General features: G+C 61.9%; 12 protein-coding genes and 2 riboswitches. Of the genes, 6 read left to right on the forward strand and 6 right to left on the reverse strand.

Features of this window, described 5'->3' with window-relative positions; translation table 11 throughout:
• Positions 1–450: 450 nt before the first annotated feature.
• The 4 genes from Q1V60_RS14720 to cobW are packed head-to-tail and all read right to left on the reverse strand — an operon-like array spanning position 451 to position 6,931.
• Positions 451–1,053: a VWA domain-containing protein gene (locus tag Q1V60_RS14720; RefSeq protein ID WP_300631579.1), complete on the reverse strand. Its 603-nt coding sequence runs from the start codon at positions 1,051–1,053 to the stop codon at positions 451–453.
• A gap of 53 nt (positions 1,054–1,106) precedes the next feature.
• The gene (locus Q1V60_RS14725; RefSeq protein WP_300631555.1) at positions 1,107–2,105 is read right to left on the reverse strand and encodes an AAA family ATPase; all 999 of its coding nucleotides are present in this window, start codon (positions 2,103–2,105) and stop codon (positions 1,107–1,109) included.
• Positions 2,105–5,866 carry a cobaltochelatase subunit CobN gene (cobN, locus tag Q1V60_RS14730; protein WP_300631557.1) on the reverse strand — a complete coding sequence of 1,254 codons (3,762 nt, stop codon included), beginning with the start codon at positions 5,864–5,866 and terminating at the stop codon, positions 2,105–2,107. Before cobN ends, Q1V60_RS14725 begins: the two co-directional genes overlap by 1 nt.
• A 3-nt stretch (positions 5,867–5,869) precedes the next feature.
• Complete coding sequence (cobW, locus tag Q1V60_RS14735; protein WP_300631559.1) at positions 5,870–6,931, reverse strand: cobalamin biosynthesis protein CobW; 1,062 nt, start codon at positions 6,929–6,931, stop codon at positions 5,870–5,872.
• Between the two features lie 92 nt (positions 6,932–7,023).
• A riboswitch (cobalamin riboswitch) is annotated at positions 7,024–7,224 on the reverse strand.
• Positions 7,225–7,388: 164 nt separating this feature from the next.
• Positions 7,389–7,603, forward strand: a riboswitch (cobalamin riboswitch).
• Between the two features lie 97 nt (positions 7,604–7,700).
• On the opposite strand from cobW, the gene Q1V60_RS14740 reads away from it, so the two are divergent.
• From Q1V60_RS14740 to cobM, 4 genes are read left to right on the forward strand one after another with little or no spacing between them, the layout of a single operon-like run.
• Complete coding sequence (locus Q1V60_RS14740) at positions 7,701–7,889, forward strand: CbtB domain-containing protein (RefSeq protein WP_300631561.1); 189 nt, start codon at positions 7,701–7,703, stop codon at positions 7,887–7,889.
• 11 nt (positions 7,890–7,900) lie between these two features.
• Positions 7,901–8,605: a CbtA family protein gene (locus Q1V60_RS14745; protein WP_300631563.1), complete on the forward strand. Its 705-nt coding sequence runs from the start codon at positions 7,901–7,903 to the stop codon at positions 8,603–8,605.
• A complete protein-coding gene (locus tag Q1V60_RS14750) occupies positions 8,602–9,006 on the forward strand; it encodes a cobalamin biosynthesis protein (protein WP_300631565.1) in 405 nt (134 codons plus the stop codon). The genes Q1V60_RS14745 and Q1V60_RS14750 overlap by 4 nt, the downstream gene beginning before the upstream one ends.
• A 56-nt stretch (positions 9,007–9,062) precedes the next feature.
• Positions 9,063–9,812 carry a precorrin-4 C(11)-methyltransferase gene (gene cobM / locus Q1V60_RS14755; RefSeq protein WP_300631567.1) on the forward strand — a complete coding sequence of 250 codons (750 nt, stop codon included), beginning with the start codon at positions 9,063–9,065 and terminating at the stop codon, positions 9,810–9,812.
• 114 nt (positions 9,813–9,926) lie between these two features.
• On the opposite strand, the gene nfuA is transcribed toward cobM, so the two are convergent.
• Both nfuA and Q1V60_RS14765 read right to left on the reverse strand, forming a co-directional pair.
• Positions 9,927–10,511 (reverse strand): Fe-S biogenesis protein NfuA, encoded by a 585-nt coding sequence (gene nfuA / locus Q1V60_RS14760; protein WP_003190728.1) that lies wholly within the window; start codon positions 10,509–10,511, stop codon positions 9,927–9,929.
• Positions 10,512–10,570: 59 nt separating this feature from the next.
• Positions 10,571–11,593, reverse strand: a complete 1,023-nt coding sequence (locus tag Q1V60_RS14765) for an acyltransferase (protein WP_300631573.1) — start codon at positions 11,591–11,593, stop codon at positions 10,571–10,573.
• Positions 11,594–11,859: 266 nt separating this feature from the next.
• Between Q1V60_RS14765 and metH the strand changes: the two genes are divergently transcribed.
• Complete coding sequence (metH, locus tag Q1V60_RS14770) at positions 11,860–15,570, forward strand: methionine synthase (RefSeq protein ID WP_300631575.1); 3,711 nt, start codon at positions 11,860–11,862, stop codon at positions 15,568–15,570.
• A gap of 129 nt (positions 15,571–15,699) precedes the next feature.
• On the forward strand, positions 15,700–20,526 hold the full coding sequence (locus Q1V60_RS14775) for a DUF6543 domain-containing protein (protein WP_300631577.1): 4,827 nt from the start codon (positions 15,700–15,702) through the stop codon (positions 20,524–20,526).
• The last annotated feature ends 426 nt before the right edge of the window (positions 20,527–20,952 follow it).

Raw genomic sequence — 20,952 nt, forward strand, 5'->3', positions numbered from 1 at the left:
CACCGCCAGGTCACGTTCGGTGCTGGTGAATTCCACCCGATAGCGGAACGGCCGGCTTAGGTATTCGTGGCCTTCGAACGCCAGGACATCGAGCCGGACGTCGACGTTGCGCACGCTCAGCTGATGCCGGCTGTGGTCGAAAAAAACGCTCGGTACAACGCTGGAAGTCATCCCTTTTACTCCTGAACGCGAGAGAGTCCAGAGAGTAAAGATTTGTTATCGGTGATTAATGTCGGAAAATTCACCTTTACAAGAGAGATGCTTCTGCATTAGCACCCACAGGTCCGATAGGCCGGCAAACGAGGGTTGCCGTCGATCTTTTGGCCGAATGTGCCGGGGGTAGTTTGAAAATCTGTTGGCGCCGCTCAGGGCCTCTTCGCGAGCAAGCCCGCTCTCACAGGGGAAGGCATTTCAAATGTAGGTTTGCTCGCGAAGGCAATGGCTCAAGCGCTAGATTTCATCGATATGCCGATAATCCAGCTGCAGCCCGTTGGCCAGCGCTTGAGCCCGCCCCAGCTTGATCGGCCCGCGTTCGATATCCACCAGCAATCCCGGACACGCCAGCAGCGGCAACCCATCGATAACCTTAAGCCGCCCATCGGTGATCACCAGCAACTGCTGCTGCTCCGCCGGGTAACGCTTACGCCGGGCGGCCAGCCAATGGGCCGCCTCGGCCAAGGCCGCCAGCAACGGCGTACCGCCTCCAGCGCCTAGCTGTTCCAGCCAATCAGCCAAGCCCCTCGCGGCCTTCAAGCCTTGCACCTGCCACTTCGGCGATTGCCCGCTGGCCGTCAACAACGCCATGCGCGCCCGCTGCCGGTAGGCGTCATCGAACAACTGTGCCAACAGGCCCTTGGCATCGCTCAGCGCCCGATGCCGCCGGGTGGAAGCCGAAGCGTCGACAATCACCAACCACAGCTCATGGGCGGAACGGCTGCGCACGTGAAAGCGCAACGCTTCGCGGCTATGCGGCCGACCACCGAGCAAGGTGCCCGGCCAGTCGATCCGGCCCTGCTGCGCGCTGCGCGCCTTCCCCTGCCTGCCGCTGTCCAGACGCCCCGCTTTGGGCCGGGCATCCGCCCCCGCGTCAGGTCGGGGGCGAATGCCTAGGGCTTTTTTGGCCAGGTGGGAATATCGCGGCGGGGTCCGGTGGGCAGGGCCGGCGCGGGCATATCGCCCCATTGGCCTTGGCCGGGCGAAGTGTCCGAGGGTTGGGGGGCCTGTCCCTGATTGGGCGGGCTGGCCGCAGGTGGCTGTTCCTGGCGTCGATGACGCAAGGCAAATTCGGCCACCGCCTCTATATCCTCTTCGGCGATGGCAGCGGCACCGCGCCAGGCCGCATGTGCCCTGGCACCGCGCAGCCACACGAGGTCGGCGCGCATCCCGTCCACGCCAGCAGCAAAGCAACGCTGGGTAATCTGCGCCAGGGCATGGTCATCCAGCTCGATACTGTCCAGCCGTGCGCGCGCCTGGGTGCAGCGTTCGCGCAAAGCGGCTTGCGGCTCAGCCCACTGCTCACAGAACGCGGCGGGGTCGGTGTCGAAATCCAGGCGACGACGGATGATCTGCCCACGCTCGGCCGGCAACGTCTGCCCGCTCAACGCCACGTTGAAACCAAAGCGGTCGAGCAGCTGTGGGCGCAACTCGCCCTCCTCCGGGTTCATCGTGCCGATCAGCACAAAACGCGCCGAATGCCGATGGGAGATGCCATCACGCTCGATCAGGTTGGTGCCGCTGGCGGCCACGTCCAGCAACAGATCGACCAAATGATCGGCCAGCAGGTTGACTTCATCGACGTACAACACGCCGCCATCGGCCTTGGCCAGCACGCCGGGAGAAAACTGTGCGCGACCCTCGCCGAGCGCGGCGTCCAGGTCGAGGGTGCCCACCAGGCGTTCCTCGGTGGCGCCCAGGGGCAAGGTGACGAACTGCCCACTGGCGAGCAGGTCCGCCAGGCCACGGGCCAGGGTGGACTTGGCCATGCCTCGCGGGCCCTCGATCAGCACACCGCCGATCCTAGGGTCGATCGCGGTCAGGCACAGCGCCAGTTTCAACTCATCGGCGCCGACCACGGCGGCCAGCGGGAAATGCGCAATATCGGTCATCAGCTGTCTTCTTCCATATCCAGCAACAGGTTTTCCAACGCTTCGCGGTAGGCCCCCGGCTCTTGCCACATGCCGCGCTGCTGGGCTTCGAGCATGCGCTCGGTCATGTCGCGCAGGGCGTCGGGGTTGTGCTGTTGCACAAAGGCCCGGGTGTCAGGGTCGAGCAGGTAGGCGTCTGCGAGCAAAGCGTATTGGTGGTCGTCGATCAACGCGGTGGTGGCGTCGAAGGCGAACAGGTTGTCCACGGTCGCGGCCATTTCAAACGCGCCTTTATAGCCGTGACGCTTCACGCCTTCGATCCACTTCGGGTTGGCCGCGCGGGAACGCACGACCCGATTGAGTTCTTCTTTCAGGGTGCGGATCTTCGGCAGGTCCGGCTGGCTGTGATCGCCATGGTAGCTGGCGGCCTTGGCGCCGCTCAGGGTTTCCACGGCGGCGAGCATGCCGCCCTGGAATTGATAGTAATCATTAGAGTCGAGCACATCGTGTTCGCGGTTGTCCTGGTTCTGCACTACCGCCTGCACCTGGCTCAAGCGCTGGGCAAACTGCTCACGGGCGGCGGTGCCTTCGTCCGCGCCGCCATAGGCGTAGCCGCCCCAGTTCAGGTAGACCTCGGCCAAGTCCTCGCGGCTTTGCCACAGGCGACCATCAATCGCACCCTGCACGCCCGCGCCATAAGCCCCAGGCTTGGCGCCGAAAATACGCCAGCCGGCCTGTTTCGCCGCGGTTGCTTCGTCCAGGCCCGACTCACGCAAGGCCGCGCGCTCACTGCGCACCTTGGCGGCCAGCGGGTTCATGTCATCCGGCTCGTCCAGGGCCGCCACCGCTTGCACCGCCGCATCGAACAGGCGGATCAGGTTGGCGAACGCATCACGGAAGAAGCCGGACACCCGCAACGTCACGTCGACGCGTGGACGATCCAGCAGACTGACCGGCAGAATTTCGAAATCATCCACGCGCTGGCTGCCGGTGGCCCATACCGGACGCACGCCCATCAGCGCCATGGCCTGGGCGATATCGTCGCCACCGGTGCGCATGGTGGCAGTGCCCCACACCGACAGGCCCAACTGGCGCAGATGGTCGCCGTGGTCCTGTAGATGCCGCTCAAGTATCAGATTGGCCGACTGGAAACCGATGCGCCAGGCCGTGGTGGTCGGCAGGTTGCGCACGTCCACCGTGAAGAAATTACGCCCCGTGGGCAGCACATCCAGGCGCCCGCGGCTTGGCGCCCCGCTGGGACCGGCCGGCACGAAACGACCGGTCAAGGCGTCCAGCAGGCCGCGCATTTCTGCCGGTCCGCAGGCGTCCAGGCGCGGTGCCACGACGATGCGCAGGCTTTCGACAACCGCCTTCACCTCTTCCCAGCCGGCCTCTTCCAACTGCTCGAACGGCCCCTCCAAGGCCTGTTCGATCAAGCGCGTCGCGTAGAGCTCCAGACGCTCGCGCGTGTCGCCAGCGGTGCGCCACAGCTGCGCGTCGAGCTCGCGCAGCAACTCGGGCCGACGCCCGGTCCACGGCTCTGCGAGCGCGCAGTCCAGGGGGTCGAAACCCAGCTCGAAGGCGTTGGCCAGCACGCGCAGCAGGCTCGATTGCGCGCCACGTCCATCGCCACGCGGGATCCGCAGCAAGGCCAGCAAGGTATCGATACGCAAGCGTCCCGCAGGCGACTCGCCAAAGATATGCAGGCCGTCGCGGATCTGAGATTCCTTCAAATCACACAGGTAGGTGTCCAGGCGCGGCAGCCAAACGTCGGCTTCGGCATCGCCGTCCAGCTCCAGCTCCTGGTCGATACGGGTTTCGCGCACCAGTTTGAGAATGTCTTTCTGCAATTCCAGCGCGCGTCGCGGGTCTAGCAACTGCGCTTCATAATATTCGTCGGCCAGCAGCTCCAGGTTGCGCAGCGGGCCGTAGGTTTCGGCGCGGGTCAGGGGTGGCATCAGGTGGTCGATGATCACCGCCTGGGTACGCCGCTTGGCCTGGGCGCCCTCGCCTGGGTCGTTAACGATAAAGGGATAGATATTCGGCAGCGGGCCGAGCAGCACGTCCGGCCAGCAGTTTTCCGACAGGCCCACGCCCTTGCCCGGCAGCCATTCGAGGTTGCCGTGCTTGCCCACATGAATCACTGCGTGGGCGCCGTAGGTCTGGCGCAGCCAGAAATAGAACGCCAGATAGCCGTGGGGCGGCACCAGGTCGGGGTCGTGATACACCGCGCTCTGATCAACCTGATAACCCCGCGCCGGTTGAATACCGACGAAGGTCTGGCCCAGGCGCAGGCCGGCGATCATCAGCCGACCGTCGCGGCACATCGGGTCCTGATGCGGCGGGCCCCAGCGTTCCAGTACGGCTTGGCGATTGGCGTCCGGCAGTCGCTGGAACATCGCTTCATAGTCATCCAGGCCCAGGCTTTGATGGCATGGGCGCAGGTCGAGGCTGTCCAGGTCGTTGGTGACGCCGCCGAGCAACGCATGGATCAAGTCAGTGCCGCTGTCCGGCAAGGTGGGTGGCACCGGATACCCTTCGGCTTGCAGCGCGCGCAGGATGTTCAGCGCCGCCGCCGGCGTATCCAGGCCCACGCCGTTGCCGATACGGCCGTCGCGGGTTGGGTAATTAGCCAGGATTAACGCAACGCGTTTTTGCGCATTCGGCACCCGCGCCAGCTCGACCCAGCGTCGCGCCAGTTCGGCGACAAAATCCATGCGTTCGGGCGCGGCGCGGTAGCACACCACGTCCGACTGGCTGCGCTCACTGCGCCAGGCCAGGTCCTTGAAGCTGATCGGCCGGCTGATGATGCGCCCGTCCAGCTCGGGCAAGGCAATGTGCATCGCCAGGTCGCGAGGCCCCAGGCCTTGTTCGCTGGCTTGCCAGCCGGGCTGGTTATCCTGGGCACAGATCGCCTGGATCACCGGGATATTGCGGCGAAACGGGCGCAAATGCGGGGCTTCGGGGCTGGATTGAGCAAAGCCGGTGGTGTTGAGAATCACCGCCGCCTGCACGTGATCCAACAGATCCTCGACCACCGTCAGGCAGCCGGGCTCTTTCAAACTGGCCACCGCTATCGGCAACGGGTTAAGGCCCGCCGCCTGCAAACGCTGGCAGAACACATCAATAAACCCGGTGTTGGCGGCCTGCAAATGCGAGCGGTAGAACAGCACCGCCGCCACCGGAAACTCGGCGCGCCAATCCGCCTGCCAGTGATCAAGGCGGGCGTTGGGGTTATGCGGGTGATAGATCGAGGTGCGCGGCAAGCTTTGCGGCTCAGCCCAGGCATAGTCGCGGCCCAGATAGCCGCTGGCCAGGCAGTGATAGAAATCCAGCGCATTGCTCAGGCCACCCTGGCGCAGGAACTGCCACAGCCGGTCACGGTCCGCCGCGCCGACGGTACTCAAGCCGCTGAGTTCCGGGTCCGGGCGGTCATCCCCCGGCACCATGATCAGTGTGACTCCGCGCTCCGCCAATTCCACCAGGCGTTCAATGCCATAGCGCCAGTATCCGATGCCGCCATGCAGCGAGATCAGGATCACCTTGGCGTGGCGCAGCACCTCGTCGACGTACAAGTCGACTGAAGCATGGTTCTGCACTTGCATCGGGTTGGCCAGGCGCAGGCCGGGGTAATCCTCGGGCAACTGCGCGGCCGCCTCGGCGAGCAACGCCAGGCTGGAGTCGCCGCTGCACAGAATCACCAACTCGGCGGGCGTTTGTCCAAGGTCGGCGATATTGTCGTCCGCAACGAAGCCACCGGGCTGGGTCCTGAGCAGGTGCATGGGTCAGGCGCTGATCGCGGCGCGCAGTTGCGCTTCAAGGCCTGCCGCGTCAAGCGCCTGGCCGATCAGCACCAGGCGCGTGATGCGTGCCTCATCAGCGCCCCAGGCACGGTCGAAATGCTTGTCGAACCGCGTGCCCACGCCCTGGATCAGCAGGCGCATCGGTTTGTTCGGGATGGCGGCGAAGCCTTTGACGCGCAGGATGCCGTGCTGCACCACCAATTGCGTCAGGGCATCGAGCAGCAGGGCTTCTTCGGCTTGAGGCAGGTCGATGAAAATGGAGTCGAAGGCATCGTGATCATGGTCGTCTTCACCGTCGTGGTGATGGTCATGATGGCTATGGCGCGCGTCGATATGTTCCTCGGAACCGGCGCCAAGGCCGATCAACACCTCCAGTGGCAAGCGACCGCTGCTGGCTTCGATGACTTTCACCGCCGGCGGCAATTCCTCGGCCACTTCCAGGCGCACGCGGGCCAGGTCTTCGGCGCTGATCAGGTCGGCCTTGTTGAGGATCACCAGGTCGGCGCTGGCCAGTTGGTCGGCGAACAGCTCATGCAGGGGCGATTCGTGATCCAGGTTCGGGTCGAGCTTGCGCTGGGCGTCGACCTGGTCCGGGAACGCGGCGAAGGTGCCGGCGGCCACGGCCGGGCTGTCGACCACGGTGATCACCGCGTCCACGGTGCAGGCATTGCGGATTTCCGGCCATTGGAAGGCCTGGACCAATGGCTTGGGCAGGGCCAGGCCCGAGGTTTCAATGAGGATATGGTCAAGGTCGCCACGACGGGCCACCAGTTCGCGCATCACCGGGAAGAATTCTTCCTGCACGGTGCAGCACAAGCAGCCATTGGCTAACTCATACACACGGCCGTTGGCTTCTTCCTCGGTGCAACCGATGGAACACTGCTTGAGAATTTCACCGTCAATGCCCAGTTCGCCGAATTCGTTGACGATCACCGCAATGCGACGGCCCTGGGCATTGTCGAGCATATGGCGCAGCAACGTGGTTTTACCCGAGCCGAGGAAACCGGTAACGATGGTGACGGGGAGTTTGGCCAGTGTTTTCATCGGATGCCCTTTGGGGCGGGCATACGGGACGATGGGCCCTGCGACGGGGCGCAGCAGCAGGTTTCGTCACCGGATCACCCCGCCCGGTTGAATTGAAAAATCGATTACGAGGCAGGTCTCCTGGCTTGGGGCTTGCGGGGCTTGCGACCGGCACTGGCTGCGCCTTCCCGCCGTATCGGCAGTGGCGTTGCAGTCAGTAGAACCCTTCACAGTTGCGGGGGCAGCCGCGGCTTGAACCGCGTTCCCTTCTTAGCTTCGGCCTGAGCCGAAGAACCTCGAGCAAGCAAGGCTACGCAGTGCATGGCCGGCGGTCAATGTTCCCATCTTCCTACACGGAGCAATAAAAAGAGCCCACAAGCGACGTTAAACAATTAAAGATATTACCCGCCCGTTGTTCAGTTGCTGAACTCGCGGCCGACCCGGGCCTCAATTGACGCCCCGGTCTCGCCCGTGTTTTCCTACACATCTTGTTTCGGGTGCCCTTCACAGGGTGAAACGGGAAACCGGTGACCTATGCCTTATTTTGATCAAGGCATAACAGTCCGGTGCTGCCCCCGCAACGGTAAGCGAGCGAAGCGTCAAATCCACTGTGCCTGTGCATGGGAAGGAGACGCTTGATAGGCCAGGCGCCCCTCGCAAGCCCGGAGACCGGCCCGAAAAACTCAGATAACAAACCCGCGGTGGGCGGGCGCTGTTCAGAACCCTGCGGGCTCGGCTCGCGGGGTTTTCATGCGCTCGTTTCACTCAAGACACATGAAAGGGACGCGCCATGTCGATCATCAGCAGCACCTCGCCTACTGTCGGTAACACCTCCACTTTGAGCCAACGCCTGACCGCCGCTGTCGGTGCGTCGATCCTCGGTGCGTGCCTGGTGTACTTTGCCGGCTTCTCGCATATCGAGGCGGTGCACAACGCTGCCCATGATACCCGCCACAGCGCCGCGTTCCCGTGCCACTGAGGCCTGCCGACATGATTAAGCGTATCGCGCAAACCGCAGTTTTCACCGGCTTGCTGGCCGCCCTGCTACTGACCCTGCTGCAAAGCCTTTGGGTCGCCCCGCTGATCCTGCAAGCGGAGTCCTTTGAAAAAGCGCCGACCACCACGCAGGCTGTGCATGAACACCCCGTCGGCACCGCTCCGCATATGCATGACGCCGAAGCCTGGGAGCCGCAGGACGGCTGGCAACGCGTACTCTCCACTACCGGTGGCAACCTGGTGGTGGCGGTCGGTTTTGCGCTGATGCTGGCCGGGCTCTATACGCTGCGCGCGCCCACTCGCACTGCCCAAGGCCTGCTGTGGGGCCTGGCCGGTTACGCGACCTTTGTACTCGCCCCCACCTTGGGCCTGCCACCGGAACTGCCGGGCACCGCCGCTGCAGACCTGGCACAACGCCAGATCTGGTGGATCGGCACCGCCGCATCGACTGCCGCGGGTATTGCGTTGCTGGTGTTCGGGCGCAACTGGCTGCTGAAGGTGCTGGGCGTGGCGATCCTTGTCGTGCCCCACGTGATCGGAGCACCGCAACCCGAAGTGCATTCGATGCTGGCCCCAGAAGCCCTCGAATCCCAGTTCAAGATCGCGTCGCAGCTGACCAACGTTGCGTTCTGGCTGGCGCTGGGTTTGATCAGCGCCTGGCTGTTTCGCCGTCACCGCGACGACTCATACTCGGCATGACCCTGGTCGTCGGCCTGGGCTGTCAGCGTGGCTGTGATGCTCAGGCCTTGCTCGAGCTGGTTGACAGGGCCCTCGCCGAGGCTGGGATCGACCGTCAGCGCGTGAGCGCATTGGCAACGATCGAGCGCAAACAGGATGAGCCCGGACTGTTGGCATTGGCTCAAATACTGAATGTGCCGCTGCTGTGTTTAAGTGCCGCGCGGTTGAGCGTTTATGAAGAGCGCTTGAGCCACAAATCCGCCGTCGCGTTTGCCCATACCCACTGTTACGGAGTTGCCGAAAGCGCCGCGCTGGCCGTGGCCGAGCAGCTCGGCGACGCCCCTGCCCGGCTGCTGATCACTCGCCGCAAAAGCGCGCGGGCCACCTTTGCATTGGCCGGCGTCGACAACAACCCGGATTAACACCGCACCCGATCTTGAGCACCGTTCATGCTCGGGCGTGCCAACAGGAATATTGCATGACCGTTTACTTCATCGGCGCAGGCCCCGGCGACCCGGAACTGATCACCGTCAAAGGCCAACGGCTGATCCGCAGTTGCCCGGTAATCATCTATGCCGGCTCGCTGGTGCCCGCCGCAGTGCTGGAGGGCCATCAGGCGCAGCAGGTGGTCAACAGCGCCGAATTGCACTTGGAACAGATAGTCGAGCTGATCAAGACGGCCCATGCCAGAGGCCAGGACGTCGCACGAGTGCACTCCGGCGACCCGAGCCTGTATGGGGCGATTGGCGAGCAGATCCGCCACTTGCGCGAATTGGGCATCCCTTTCCAGATCATTCCGGGGGTCACCGCGGTAGCGGCTTGCGCAGCGCTGCTGGAAACCGAACTGACCCTGCCGGACATCGCGCAAAGCGTGATACTCACCCGATACGCCGACAAGACCAGCATGCCTGCCGGCGAAGATTTCGACAGCCTGGCGCGGCATGCCACCACCATGGCGATTCACCTGGGGGTCAATCATCTGGAGAGAATCGTCGCCCAACTGCTGCCGCACTATGGCGCGGATTGCCCGATTGCCGTGGTGCATCGGGCGACCTGGCCGGATCAGGATTGGGCCGTTGGCACGCTTGAAGATATTGTCGGGAAAGTCGAGGCAAAGGGCTTTCGGCGTACTGCACTGATTCTTGTAGGCCGGGTGTTGGCCGACGATAGCTTCAGCGAGTCGTCGCTTTACCGTGCCGGCCATGCCCATCTTTATCGTCCAGGGTAAAAACCCACGTGTTGATGCGCTGCGATAGGAAGACGGCATAATTCATTGAATTCAAAACATAAAAAAACGGCGCTCACGGGGCGCCGTTTTTTATGCTCGCAGTGAACACCTTACTCAGTAGTAGGCGTTTTCTTTCTGCGTGTGGTCGGTCACGTCACGTACACCTTTAAGCTCAGGAATGCGCTCGAGCAGGGTACGCTCGATGCCTTCGCGCAGGGTCACGTCCGCCTGGCCGCAGCCCTGGCAGCCACCGCCGAACTTCAACACGGCGATACCGTCATCCACGACATCGATCAGGCTCACCTGACCGCCGTGGCTGGCCAGCCCCGGGTTGATCTCGGTTTGCAGGTAGTAGTTGATGCGCTCGTTAACCGGGCTGTCGGCATTGACGTTCGGTACCTTGGCGTTCGGCGCTTTGATGGTCAGCTGGCCACCCATGCGGTCGGTGGCGTAGTCAACCACGGCGTCGTCGAGGAAGGCTTCGCTGAAGGCATCGATATACGCGGTGAAGCTTTTCAGCCCCAGTGCGGTGTCTTCAGGTTTCTCTTCACCAGGCTTGCAGTAGGCAATGCACGTCTCGGCGTACTGGGTGCCGGGCTGGGTGATAAAGACGCGGATGCCGATGCCTGGGGTGTTCTGCTTGGACAGCAGGTCGGCCAGGTAATCGTGGGCGGCGTCGGTAATGGTTATGGCAGTCATGGAAACTCCTCACAGGCTTGCCCGCAGTTTACGCCAAAATATTACGCAGGTACAAAGTCCTAGTGTTTTTGTCGGGAAATAGCCTCCCGAGCCTCAAGGCCTAGCCACTGCTTGAGCACGCGGTAGGTTCTTTTCTCCAGCCACTGGTAACTTGCGAATGCGCCGAGTGCGATCACTACGATGCACGCGAGGAGCATCGCATAAGGGTTTATGCCCCTCTGTTCGGCCACGAAGTGCCCGACCGCGAGTACCGGCACGTGAATCAAGTACACCGAATAAGAACAGTCCCCGAGCATCTTCAACAGCCGGGAGCCCTGGAAGTAAGGCTCCAATGCCACACAACTGATGACCACTATTGCGCTGGGCACGCCCCATTCCAGCGCACGCGGTATATCTGCCCCGTGATACACCGCCATCGACGCAATCACGATGCCCAACAACGGCAGCCAAGGCCTGGTCCTGCATAAACCACGGCGATACAGCATGCCGATCACAATGCCCATCAGAAACTCGAGGACAATGCCATTAGTGTAGAAACCGCTGGCCAAGCCCAGGGTGGGGCCGATGTAGCACGCCAGGTACAACAGCGTTGCCGCTACCCACACACGACAGGATTCGCGAACCAGCAACGCGAAGCAAAACAGCGCATAGAACATCATTTCAAAGTTCAAGGTCCACCCAACACCCAGCAGCGGATAAACCTCCACGCCCGGTTCACTTGGGGCGGCAATAAACAGCAGCGACATGAGCACATAACCCGGCTCAAGGTGCTCATCAGGAAACACGGCGGGCAGAGCAGCGACCAGAAAAATCATAAGAAGGGTGTAGAACCAGTACGCCGGAACGATTCTGGCCAGGCGCATGAGCATAAAACGCCAAGGGGTCAGCGCTTTGTCCGCAGTCGCAAGGAAGATTACAAAACCACTGATGACAAAGAAAATATCCACCCCGATACCGCCTTTATCGGCCAACAGATACTCCAATGCGTTATGGGCCTCAAAGTTGAAGAACAGCTGCATGAAGTGAACACCCACCACAATCCATGCCGCGAAGGCGCGTAATGCCTGCACTGAAATCAACATCGGAGTACCTTTTCCAGTCCCGTAAGGTAAATATCCGACTGCTTCAGCGCCCGCCTGGAGAGATGACCGGATCAGTGAGAGTAGTTATAGATTCTCATCGCGGCCCATGTCCAATACCGGTGTTGTTACATGAATATACCGCTGATTTTACCGAGCCTTGACTCCGGTTCAACATGAGCGATATTCATGCAGAACCCAGCACGCTCAAAATCGGCACAGGTTTGCTATGATTCATGCCCTCCGTGATACCTGACCAGAGTAGTCCCATGTCCGATCGTAGCGCTCGTCTGCAAGCCCTTCACCACGCCCTCAAGGAACGTATCCTGATCCTTGACGGTGGCATGGGCACGATGATCCAGAGCTATAAGCTTGAGGAGCAGGACTACCGTGGCAAACGCTTCGCCGACTGGCCAAGCGACGTCAAGGGCAATAACGACTTGCTGGTGCTCACCCGCCCGGACGTGATCGGCGGGATCGAAAAGGCCTACCTGGATGCCGGTGCCGACATCCTTGAAACCAACACCTTCAATGCCACGCGGATCTCCATGGCCGACTACGGCATGGAAGAACTGGCCTACGAATTAAACGTAGAAGGCGCGCGGCTGGCACGCACCGTGGCCGATGCCAAAACCCTCGAGAACCCGGCCAAGCCGCGTTTCGTCGCCGGCGTACTCGGCCCCACCAGCCGCACCTGCTCGCTGTCCCCGGATGTGAACAACCCCGGCTACCGCAACGTGACCTTCGATGAACTGGTGGAAAACTACACCGAGGCCACCAAAGGTTTGATCGAAGGCGGCGCCGACCTGATCCTGATCGAAACGATCTTCGACACCCTCAACGCCAAGGCCGCAATCTTCGCCGTGCAAGGGGTGTTCGAAGCACTGGGGGTGGAATTGCCGATCATGATTTCCGGCACCATCACCGATGCGTCCGGCCGTACGCTGTCCGGTCAAACAACTGAAGCGTTCTGGAACTCCGTGGCTCACGCCAAGCCAATCTCGGTGGGGTTGAACTGTGCGCTGGGTGCCAGCGAACTGCGCCCGTACCTGGAAGAACTGTCGAACAAAGCCAACACCCACGTTTCCGCGCACCCTAACGCCGGCCTGCCCAACGAATTCGGCGAGTACGACGAACTGCCAGTGGAAACGGCCAAGGTCATCGAGGAATTCGCTCAGAGCGGCTTCCTCAACATCGTCGGCGGCTGCTGCGGCACCACGCCGGGCCATATCGAAGCCATCGCCAAGGCCGTGGCCGGTTATGCGCCGCGGGCGATCCCGGACATTCCCAAGGCCTGCCGCCTGTCCGGCCTGGAGCCGTTCACCATTGATCGCAGCTCGCTCTTCGTCAACGTCGGCGAGCGCACCAACATCACCGGTTCAGCCAAGTTCGCCCGCCTGATCCGTGAAGACAACTACACCGAAGCCCTGGAAGTCGCCCTGCAGCAGGTGGAAGCCGGCGCCCAGGTGATCGACATCAACATGGACGAGGGCATGCTTGACTCGAAGAAGGCCATGGTGACCTTCCTCAACCTGATCGCCGGCGAACCGGACATCTCTCGCGTGCCGATCATGATCGACTCCTCCAAATGGGAAGTGATAGAAGCCGGCCTCAAGTGCATCCAGGGCAAGGGCATCGTCAACTCCATCAGCATGAAGGAAGGCGTGGAGCAGTTCATTCACCACGCCAAGCTGTGCAAGCGCTACGGCGCGGCGGTGGTGGTGATGGCGTTCGACGAAGCCGGCCAGGCCGACACCGAAGCGCGCAAGAAGGAAATCTGCAAACGCTCCTACGACATTCTGGTCAATGAAGTCGGCTTCCCGCCGGAAGACATCATCTTCGACCCGAACATCTTCGCGGTCGCCACCGGCATCGAAGAGCACAACAACTACGCCGTCGACTTCATCAACGCCTGTGCCTATATCCGCGACGAGCTGCCCTACGCGCTGACCTCCGGCGGCGTGTCCAACGTGTCGTTCTCGTTCCGTGGCAACAACCCGGTGCGCGAGGCGATCCACTCGGTATTCCTGCTGTATGCGATCCGCAACGGCCTGACCATGGGTATCGTCAACGCCGGCCAGTTGGAGATCTACGACCAGATCCCGGCCGAGCTGCGTGATGCAGTGGAAGACGTGGTGCTCAACCGCACCCCGGACGGCACCGACGCCCTGCTCGCCATCGCCGACAAGTACAAGGGCGACGGCAGCGTCAAGGAAGCCGAGACCGAAGAGTGGCGTGGCTGGCCGGTGAACAAGCGCCTTGAGCACGCGCTGGTCAAGGGCATTACCACGCACATTGTCGAGGACACTGAAGAGTCGCGGCTGTCGTTCGCGCGCCCGATCGAGGTGATCGAAGGCCCGCTGATGTCCGGCATGAACATCGTCGGCGACTTGTTCGGCGCCGGTAAAATGTTCCTGCCCCAGGTGGTGAAATCCGCCCGCGTAATGAAGCAGGCCGTGGCCCATTTGATCCCCTTTATCGAGCTGGAAAAAGGCGACAAGCCGGAGGCCAAGGGCAAGATCCTGATGGCCACGGTCAAGGGCGACGTGCATGACATCGGCAAGAACATCGTTGGCGTCGTGCTGGGTTGCAACGGTTATGACATTGTCGACCTGGGCGTCATGGTGCCTGCCGAAAAAATCCTGCAAGTGGCCAAGGAACAGAAGTGCGACATTATCGGCCTGTCGGGCCTGATCACGCCTTCTCTGGATGAAATGGTGCACGTGGCCCGCGAGATGCAGCGCCAGGACTTCCACCTGCCGCTGATGATCGGCGGTGCAACCACCTCCAAGGCCCATACGGCGGTGAAGATCGAGCCCAAGTACAGCAACGATGCGGTGATCTACGTTACCGACGCCTCCCGCGCGGTGGGCGTGGCCACACAACTGCTGTCCAAGGAATTGAAGGCCGGTTTCGTCGAGAAAACCCGCCTGGAATACATCGATGTGCGTGAGCGCACCGCCAACCGCAGCGCCCGCACCGAACGCCTGAGCTACCCGGCGGCGATTGCCAAGAAGCCGCAGTTCGACTGGAGCAGCCATACCCCGGTGAAACCGACCTTTACCGGCACCAAGGTGCTGGATGACATCGACCTCAACGTGCTGGCCGAGTATATCGACTGGACGCCGTTCTTTATCTCCTGGGACCTGGCCGGCAAGTACCCGCGCATCCTCACTGATGAAGTGGTGGGTGAAGCGGCCACCGCGTTGTACGCCGACGCCCGGGAAATGCTCAAGAAGTTGATCGACGAAAAACTCATCAGCGCCCGTGCGGTGTTTGGGTTCTGGCCGGCCAACCAGGTGCAGGACGATGACCTGGAAGTCTACGCTGACGACGGGCGGCCGATTGCAAAGCTTCACCACTTGCGCCAGCAAATCATCAAGACCGATGGCAAGCCGAACTTCTCCCTGGCCGACTTCGTCGCGCCCAAAGACAGCGGCGTCACCGACTACATCGGTGGCTTCATCACCACCGCCGGCATCGGTGCCGAGGAAGTCGCCAAGGCTTACCAGGACGCCGGCGACGATTACAACTCGATCATGGTCAAGGCCCTGGCCGACCGCCTGGCCGAAGCCTGCGCCGAGTGGCTGCACCAGCAGGTACGTAAGGAACACTGGGGCTACGCCAAAGACGAGCAATTGGACAACGAGGCGCTGATCAAGGAGCAATACAGCGGCATCCGCCCTGCCCCCGGCTACCCGGCCTGCCCGGATCACACTGAAAAGGCCCAACTGTTCCAGCTGCTCGACCCCGAGGCCCGCGAAATGCATGCCGGGCGCAGCGGCGTGTTCCTCACCGAGCATTACGCCATGTTCCCGGCGGCGGCGGTCAGTGGCTGGTACTTCGCCCACCCGCAGGCGCAGTACTTTGCCGTGGGCAAGATCGACAAGGACCAGGTGCAAAGCTACACGGCGCGCAAGGGCCAGGACTTGAGCGTCACCGAACGCTGGCTGGCGCCCAACCTGGGTTACGACGCCTGACACCTGTTTGCGGTAGCCCCCTACCGCACGCGCAACGACGAAATTCGCTTTCCTGTGGCGGACCGATTAACGGTCCGCTGACCCGGCAGCCAACCAGCACCGGAGTGACACAGGAAACAGGATTTCGTCATGCCCGCCTCAAACCCTCCCGTCTCATCTACGCCCCTGGGCCAATTGCCAGCCCAGGCGATCCATCAGCGCTTCGCCGATCGCCCCGCCGTGTTCTCAGTGGTGTTCAACGCCCTGCGCGACCGCATCCTGGAGCACTATCCAACCCTGGAACTGGACCTGCTCAGCGTCAGGCTGGCCAGCCCCGATGACGCGGGCGGTTATACCTACCCGCTGTTGATCAATGTCGCTGTCGCCCACGTTCTCAAACCACAGTTGCTTGACTGGCAATCAAAGCGTGAGCTGCCGTACTTTCTGAGCCAAACCCCACCCGCCGTGCTGAAAACCGCGAGCCTGGCGCCAATCGACATGCAGCTGATCGCGCAAATCATCGACGCGTTGCCCTCCTCGCTTTACCTGTATTTCCAGCACGCCCTGGCCGATTACTGGAGCGCCATCGACAGCCATGGGCAAAGCCGCTGGCAATGGCTGGGCGAGTTTCTCAAGGGCCGGATGACCGCCGCGGCGGCCGGTGGCGCGCACCTCACCGCCACGCAACAGGACATGCTGGCGGTCACCGCTGCGTGGCCGGAGCGCGTTAAACGCTTGTCCCGCTCCACGCCGCCCACCTATGCCTATTTCATTGAAAACACCCTGGTTAAAGCCGGCAAAGACAGACGCCTGCTGACGGCGGATGTGTTACTGGCGCGCGGCAAGCAGGTGCTGCTGTGCAGCGTGGCCGGGGCTATCGAGGCATTCGACAGCCTGGATGCCTTTGGCGAGGCCTGGGCGGCGCGGATGCAAAGCCAGTTCGACTGCGACAGCATCACCTGGCGGCGTAACGAGCCGGATGGCAATGTATTCGAACAGCAGGCCGGGCTTATTCTCAACCAGCAACTTGAGGATCTGGAGACCGTGCCCTTTCAAGCTCAGAGCGAAGAGGCACTGAGCCGAACCCTGGATAAATTGACCGATCCGGCGCTGGTTTTCAGCAGCGTCGCGTTGCCCAGCGCAAACCTGCAAAAAATCCACACGCAACTGCCCGCCTGGCTCAAGCACGCCAACGCCGATGACCGCTTTGCCTACCATCGCCACCTGCAGGACATGGCGCAAGTGGTGAAACACAACCACGGCCGCTCGTTCAATGAGGGCATTGAAACGATCCAACGTTTCAGCCGCGACGCGTTGCGCAAGCAGATGCAAACCGACCACGAAGATTACGACCCCGACGATGTGCTGCTGGACTTCGCCGTAGCCGCCGGCTACCCAGGCGGTGCCGGTATTATCGAACATGTGCAGATGTCGCTGTCGGAGCTGGCGCTGAAGAACCTCGCCGGCAGGCCCAAAGGCACGCTCAAGCTCTACTCCAAAAGCGCCGCGACACTGCCGGCCTGGCTGGACGCAAAATACCTGTTGGGCAGCGAAGGCTTGATCCAGCGCGTCGACATCGGCACCACCTACCCGCAAACAATCAAGGCGCTGTTGCTGTCCGACACCGCCGATGCACGGCGCCGGGAGGCCCTGTTCACCCGCGAGCTGAAGGTGCACCTGCCGATGCAGGCGCTGGAATACGCGATCCGCCGCCAGCACGGCGTCACCACCACCGGCTACCGCTATGTTAAAGCGCTGATGGGCGAAACCCCGGAGGACAGGCGCGTGGATGATCAGGAAATCGTCCTGCGCCCGCTGGGGCTGTGCCGCAAACCCGGGGCCACGCCCGATTCCGTAAACAACATGTTCATTATCGAGCCACGGGACGCCAGCGTCGGCCCACACCTGTTTTATCGACCGTTGTACGCCGACGCCCTGCATCAATACCCTACGCGCCAGGCGCTGCTGGATGCGCTGGCCACGCCCGGCGAACTGCAAAACAGCGTGCTCACCTGGCTGCCCGACAAGGCCCGGCCCATCTATGACCACGGCGGGTTCACCGAGCCGCACATCATCCGCTTCCTGCCCGGGGATGAGTCCACCGTGCCTGAAAAGCCGGCCGCCGCGACGCTGGCCGTGGATGAAGGCGCCGGTGAATGGTTGCAGTCGCAAATCAACGGCCAACTGCTCAACCACCTGTTCGGCAGCACGGCACGGGCCATGGTCGACCTGGCGGACCGGCAATCGGTATCTAACCTCGAAAGTCGCTGGGCGATTGTGATGGAAGGCGCCTGGTTGCTGTTCAACACCCTGGTGTTGCCGCTGGTGCGCGGGCCGGCGATGTTGGCGGGCTGGTTTTTGGTGCTGGTGGCCAGCATCGAGCAAGACCTGGCGGGCCTGGACAGCGACGACCCGGTCACCCGCGAGCTGGCGCTGGTTGATCTGCTGCTCAATACCGCGATGGTGCTGTTACACGCCAGCGCGCCTCCAGGCCGTGCGCAACAACCCTTACCGGCGCTCGCCCCGCAGGAGCACACGCTGCGCCTGTCGCGCTGGCGTCGCCCCGCAGGCCAACTCGCTGCGTCCAGCGCCCCCGTGGTGCGTGATGGCCCGGTGGCGCTGCCCGGCGAGCCACCGGCGACAGGCCACACCACTCTGGACTTCAGCCACTCGCTTGCCAGCCCCCAGGCGAGCGCGACGTTGTTCAAGGCGTTGCGCGATGTTCACGTGCCCTGGCCCGAAACCTTGCCGCCCGCAGAAGCCGGCGGCCGGCTCAAGGGCCTGTACCGCATTGACGATACCTGGCACGCCAGCGTCGGCGGGTTGCTGTTCCAAGTCAGCGTGGTGCGCGGTTTCGGCGAAGTCTACCTGGTGGACCCGCAGCACCCGCAGCGTCCGGGGTTCAAACTGATCAGCGACAACCAGGGGCATTGGCGCCTGGACCGACGAGCCCGGCTGGAGGGCGGCATGCCCAGGGAACGGTTGAGTGAATGGCAGAAACAGCGCACCGAACGTTTGAACGCGCTACGCGTCGAACTGCGGGGCCTGAATACCGAGATCGTGCCACAGGCGGTCGCTTTGAACAGGTTCAGGCTAACGGTGGACAGTACCCGCATCCGGCTGGTTGAAAGTAAAAAAAGCCTCAGAGAGGATTGGTTAAGGCTCGGCACCTCGGCGGCTATTCCAGACCTGCACGCCAGAATCGCAGAACGCTACGAGCAACGGCGACTGGCGACCGCAAAGGCCAAGGTCGAATGGGAAATCGCCTTCGACAATTACCGGCAGAACTCGCAGAGCTTTTTTTCGATGCTGCAAAAGATCGAAGCCAAGGCTGGCGAACTGATGCAAGTCGACCGAACGAATCCCGCATACAGACGCTCCCGGGACGATGCCACCAAGGGCATCTACAGCTACTGGGCCTCGGTCTACGAGGGCTTGTTGCAAGGGTTTGTCGATCACGTTCAAACCGAACGCGGCGAAAGTACCCAGGAGATCATTCAACGTGGCCGTGAAGAGTTGCGCGACAAGATCACGGACGCCTACCAGACGCTGATCAACACGAAGCAAGCGCAGTTTGAACTGCATAAACAGATGATTGAGCCGGCGGAGAAAATTGAAGCCATACTCAAACAGGCGGACCCTGTGTTGCGAGCTTTTCTATTGAAAGAAAAACCCGCCGACAAAGATATTTCCTCGGTCGCTATCAAACAAAATCTACTGGTGTTGTTGGTCGATCTGGTACTGGATCGCAGCCACGGTTCGGAAAAACCGGAAGAATTTCCTTTTCTTGTAGAGCTCTACAGCGGAAAAAACACCGACAACATCATCTCCCATATAGATATGCGCATCACCAGCGGCTACTCGATAGCCGAGCAAATCGACGTGCTCAAGGACGTGCTTGCGGGGTATGAGCGCATGGAGAACGCCGTCAACTCATTGGTAGAAATGGGCTCGGGCTACATACGAGAGGCCTACCGCATGACCTTCATGGAACACCTCGTTGACGCACGCACCAGCCTTGAAGCAGATCTGGCCGACTTGATCCTCACCACCGAAGGCTTCGCTCACCTGCCCGGCCCGGCAGCGCCCACACGCGCGAAACCTGCCGGCAGAAAGGTCTTCAAGAGCCGCAACAAAGGCACGCTTGTGGGTGATTTGCGGCCCTCCCAGCCCGATGATCCCGGCCGATTGGTCGACATCAAAGACCCGATCTCCGGGGAGACCATCGCCACGTACCTGGAACACGCCCAGGAAGGTGTGTGGGTTGAAGTGGTATCGGCACCGCCGACCCTGCCGCCCGCGCCACCGGCGGCTCGCGCGCTGGCCGCGATCAAACGTAACGCGCAAACCGTGATGGCCCAAAGGGCCGACATCGAACGCACGATACGCACCCAACAGAAAAAACTTCAGGACCCCGCGCGCCGCGAAACGCTCAGCCCGCTGGACTGGGACGACATGCTGACCCGGCACGCCGAAAAAATCGAAGCCCTGGCCGAGGAAATCAAACGCGACCACGCCGCGAACCCGGAGGCCGACGCGTTGATAAGCGCGTACGTTGAAGAGGCGAGCGCCCTGAAAAAACTGGCCCGAAAAGTGTGCAGCGAGGGGTACAAACAGCAACGCCCCAAAGCCTCCAATATTGCGTATCTGTGGAAGCACGGCTTTGTCGATATCAACCTGGTCAGCAGCCGAGTCCTGACCAAGGCGGGCGACTACCTGAGCGAGTACGCGGTGCGTGAAAAGAACACCCCCAACGTGTTGTGGTATGCACACTTCCACTACTCCAGCGTCAACAGCCCCGCGGCGCAATACAACTTCGGCCATCTGAAGCTTCCGGCGCAGCGGTTTCTGACACGCAAACAACTGCTCGAAAAGGTACTGGCAGACAACCGCGCCGTGGTCGACCTGTACAAAGCCACGCTCAAAGCGCCGCTGGATCAACAACTGTTCCTGGGACTGGAGCCGCCGAGGGTCTGATACCTGGCGAGGCTGCGAAGGCGGCGGCACAGTCACCCTCTTCAGCGCTTGAGGCACCGCTTTCGCAGCCTCGTTAAAGCTCGACAACTCCCACAGGGGATTGGCTGTGTTGGGGGGATTTTGGTCAGCAGGGCCATTGCGACAAGCGCAGCGCTCAATAACGGCGCCGTTCAAATGTGGGAGTGGTCGAGCCCCAGCGAGGCTGCGAAGGGGCCGGCACAGTCACCGTCTTCATCGCCTGAACCACCGCTTCGCAGCCTCGCTAAAGCTCGACAACTCCCACAGGGGATTGGCTGTGTTGGGGGGATTTTGGTCTGCAGGGCCATCGCGACAAGCTCAGCACTCAGTAACGGCACCGTTCAAATGTGGGAGTTGTCGCGCCCCAGCGAGGCCGCGAAGGGGCCGGCACAGTCACCGTCTTCATCG

It is taken from the genome of Pseudomonas sp. (assembly GCF_030147005.1).
In the GTDB taxonomy this organism is placed as follows: Bacteria; Pseudomonadota; Gammaproteobacteria; order Pseudomonadales; family Pseudomonadaceae; genus Aquipseudomonas.

What these genes read in the sequence shown, in the direction of transcription:
- Q1V60_RS14725 (WP_300631555.1), bottom strand. Translation starts at nt 2,105, where the DNA reads ATGACCGATATTGCGCATTTCCCGCTGGCCGCCGTGGTCGGCGCCGAT.
- cobN (WP_300631557.1), bottom strand. Translation starts at nt 5,866, where the DNA reads ATGCACCTGCTCAGGACCCAGCCCGGTGGCTTCGTTGCGGACGACAAT.
- cobW (WP_300631559.1), bottom strand. Translation starts at nt 6,931, where the DNA reads ATGAAAACACTGGCCAAACTCCCCGTCACCATCGTTACCGGTTTCCTC.
- Q1V60_RS14740 (WP_300631561.1), top strand. Translation starts at nt 7,701, where the DNA reads ATGTCGATCATCAGCAGCACCTCGCCTACTGTCGGTAACACCTCCACT.
- Q1V60_RS14745 (WP_300631563.1), top strand. Translation starts at nt 7,901, where the DNA reads ATGATTAAGCGTATCGCGCAAACCGCAGTTTTCACCGGCTTGCTGGCC.
- Q1V60_RS14750 (WP_300631565.1), top strand. Translation starts at nt 8,602, where the DNA reads ATGACCCTGGTCGTCGGCCTGGGCTGTCAGCGTGGCTGTGATGCTCAG.
- cobM (WP_300631567.1), top strand. Translation starts at nt 9,063, where the DNA reads ATGACCGTTTACTTCATCGGCGCAGGCCCCGGCGACCCGGAACTGATC.
- nfuA (WP_003190728.1), bottom strand. Translation starts at nt 10,511, where the DNA reads ATGACTGCCATAACCATTACCGACGCCGCCCACGATTACCTGGCCGAC.
- Q1V60_RS14765 (WP_300631573.1), bottom strand. Translation starts at nt 11,593, where the DNA reads ATGTTGATTTCAGTGCAGGCATTACGCGCCTTCGCGGCATGGATTGTG.
- metH (WP_300631575.1), top strand. Translation starts at nt 11,860, where the DNA reads ATGTCCGATCGTAGCGCTCGTCTGCAAGCCCTTCACCACGCCCTCAAG.
- Q1V60_RS14775 (WP_300631577.1), top strand. Translation starts at nt 15,700, where the DNA reads ATGCCCGCCTCAAACCCTCCCGTCTCATCTACGCCCCTGGGCCAATTG.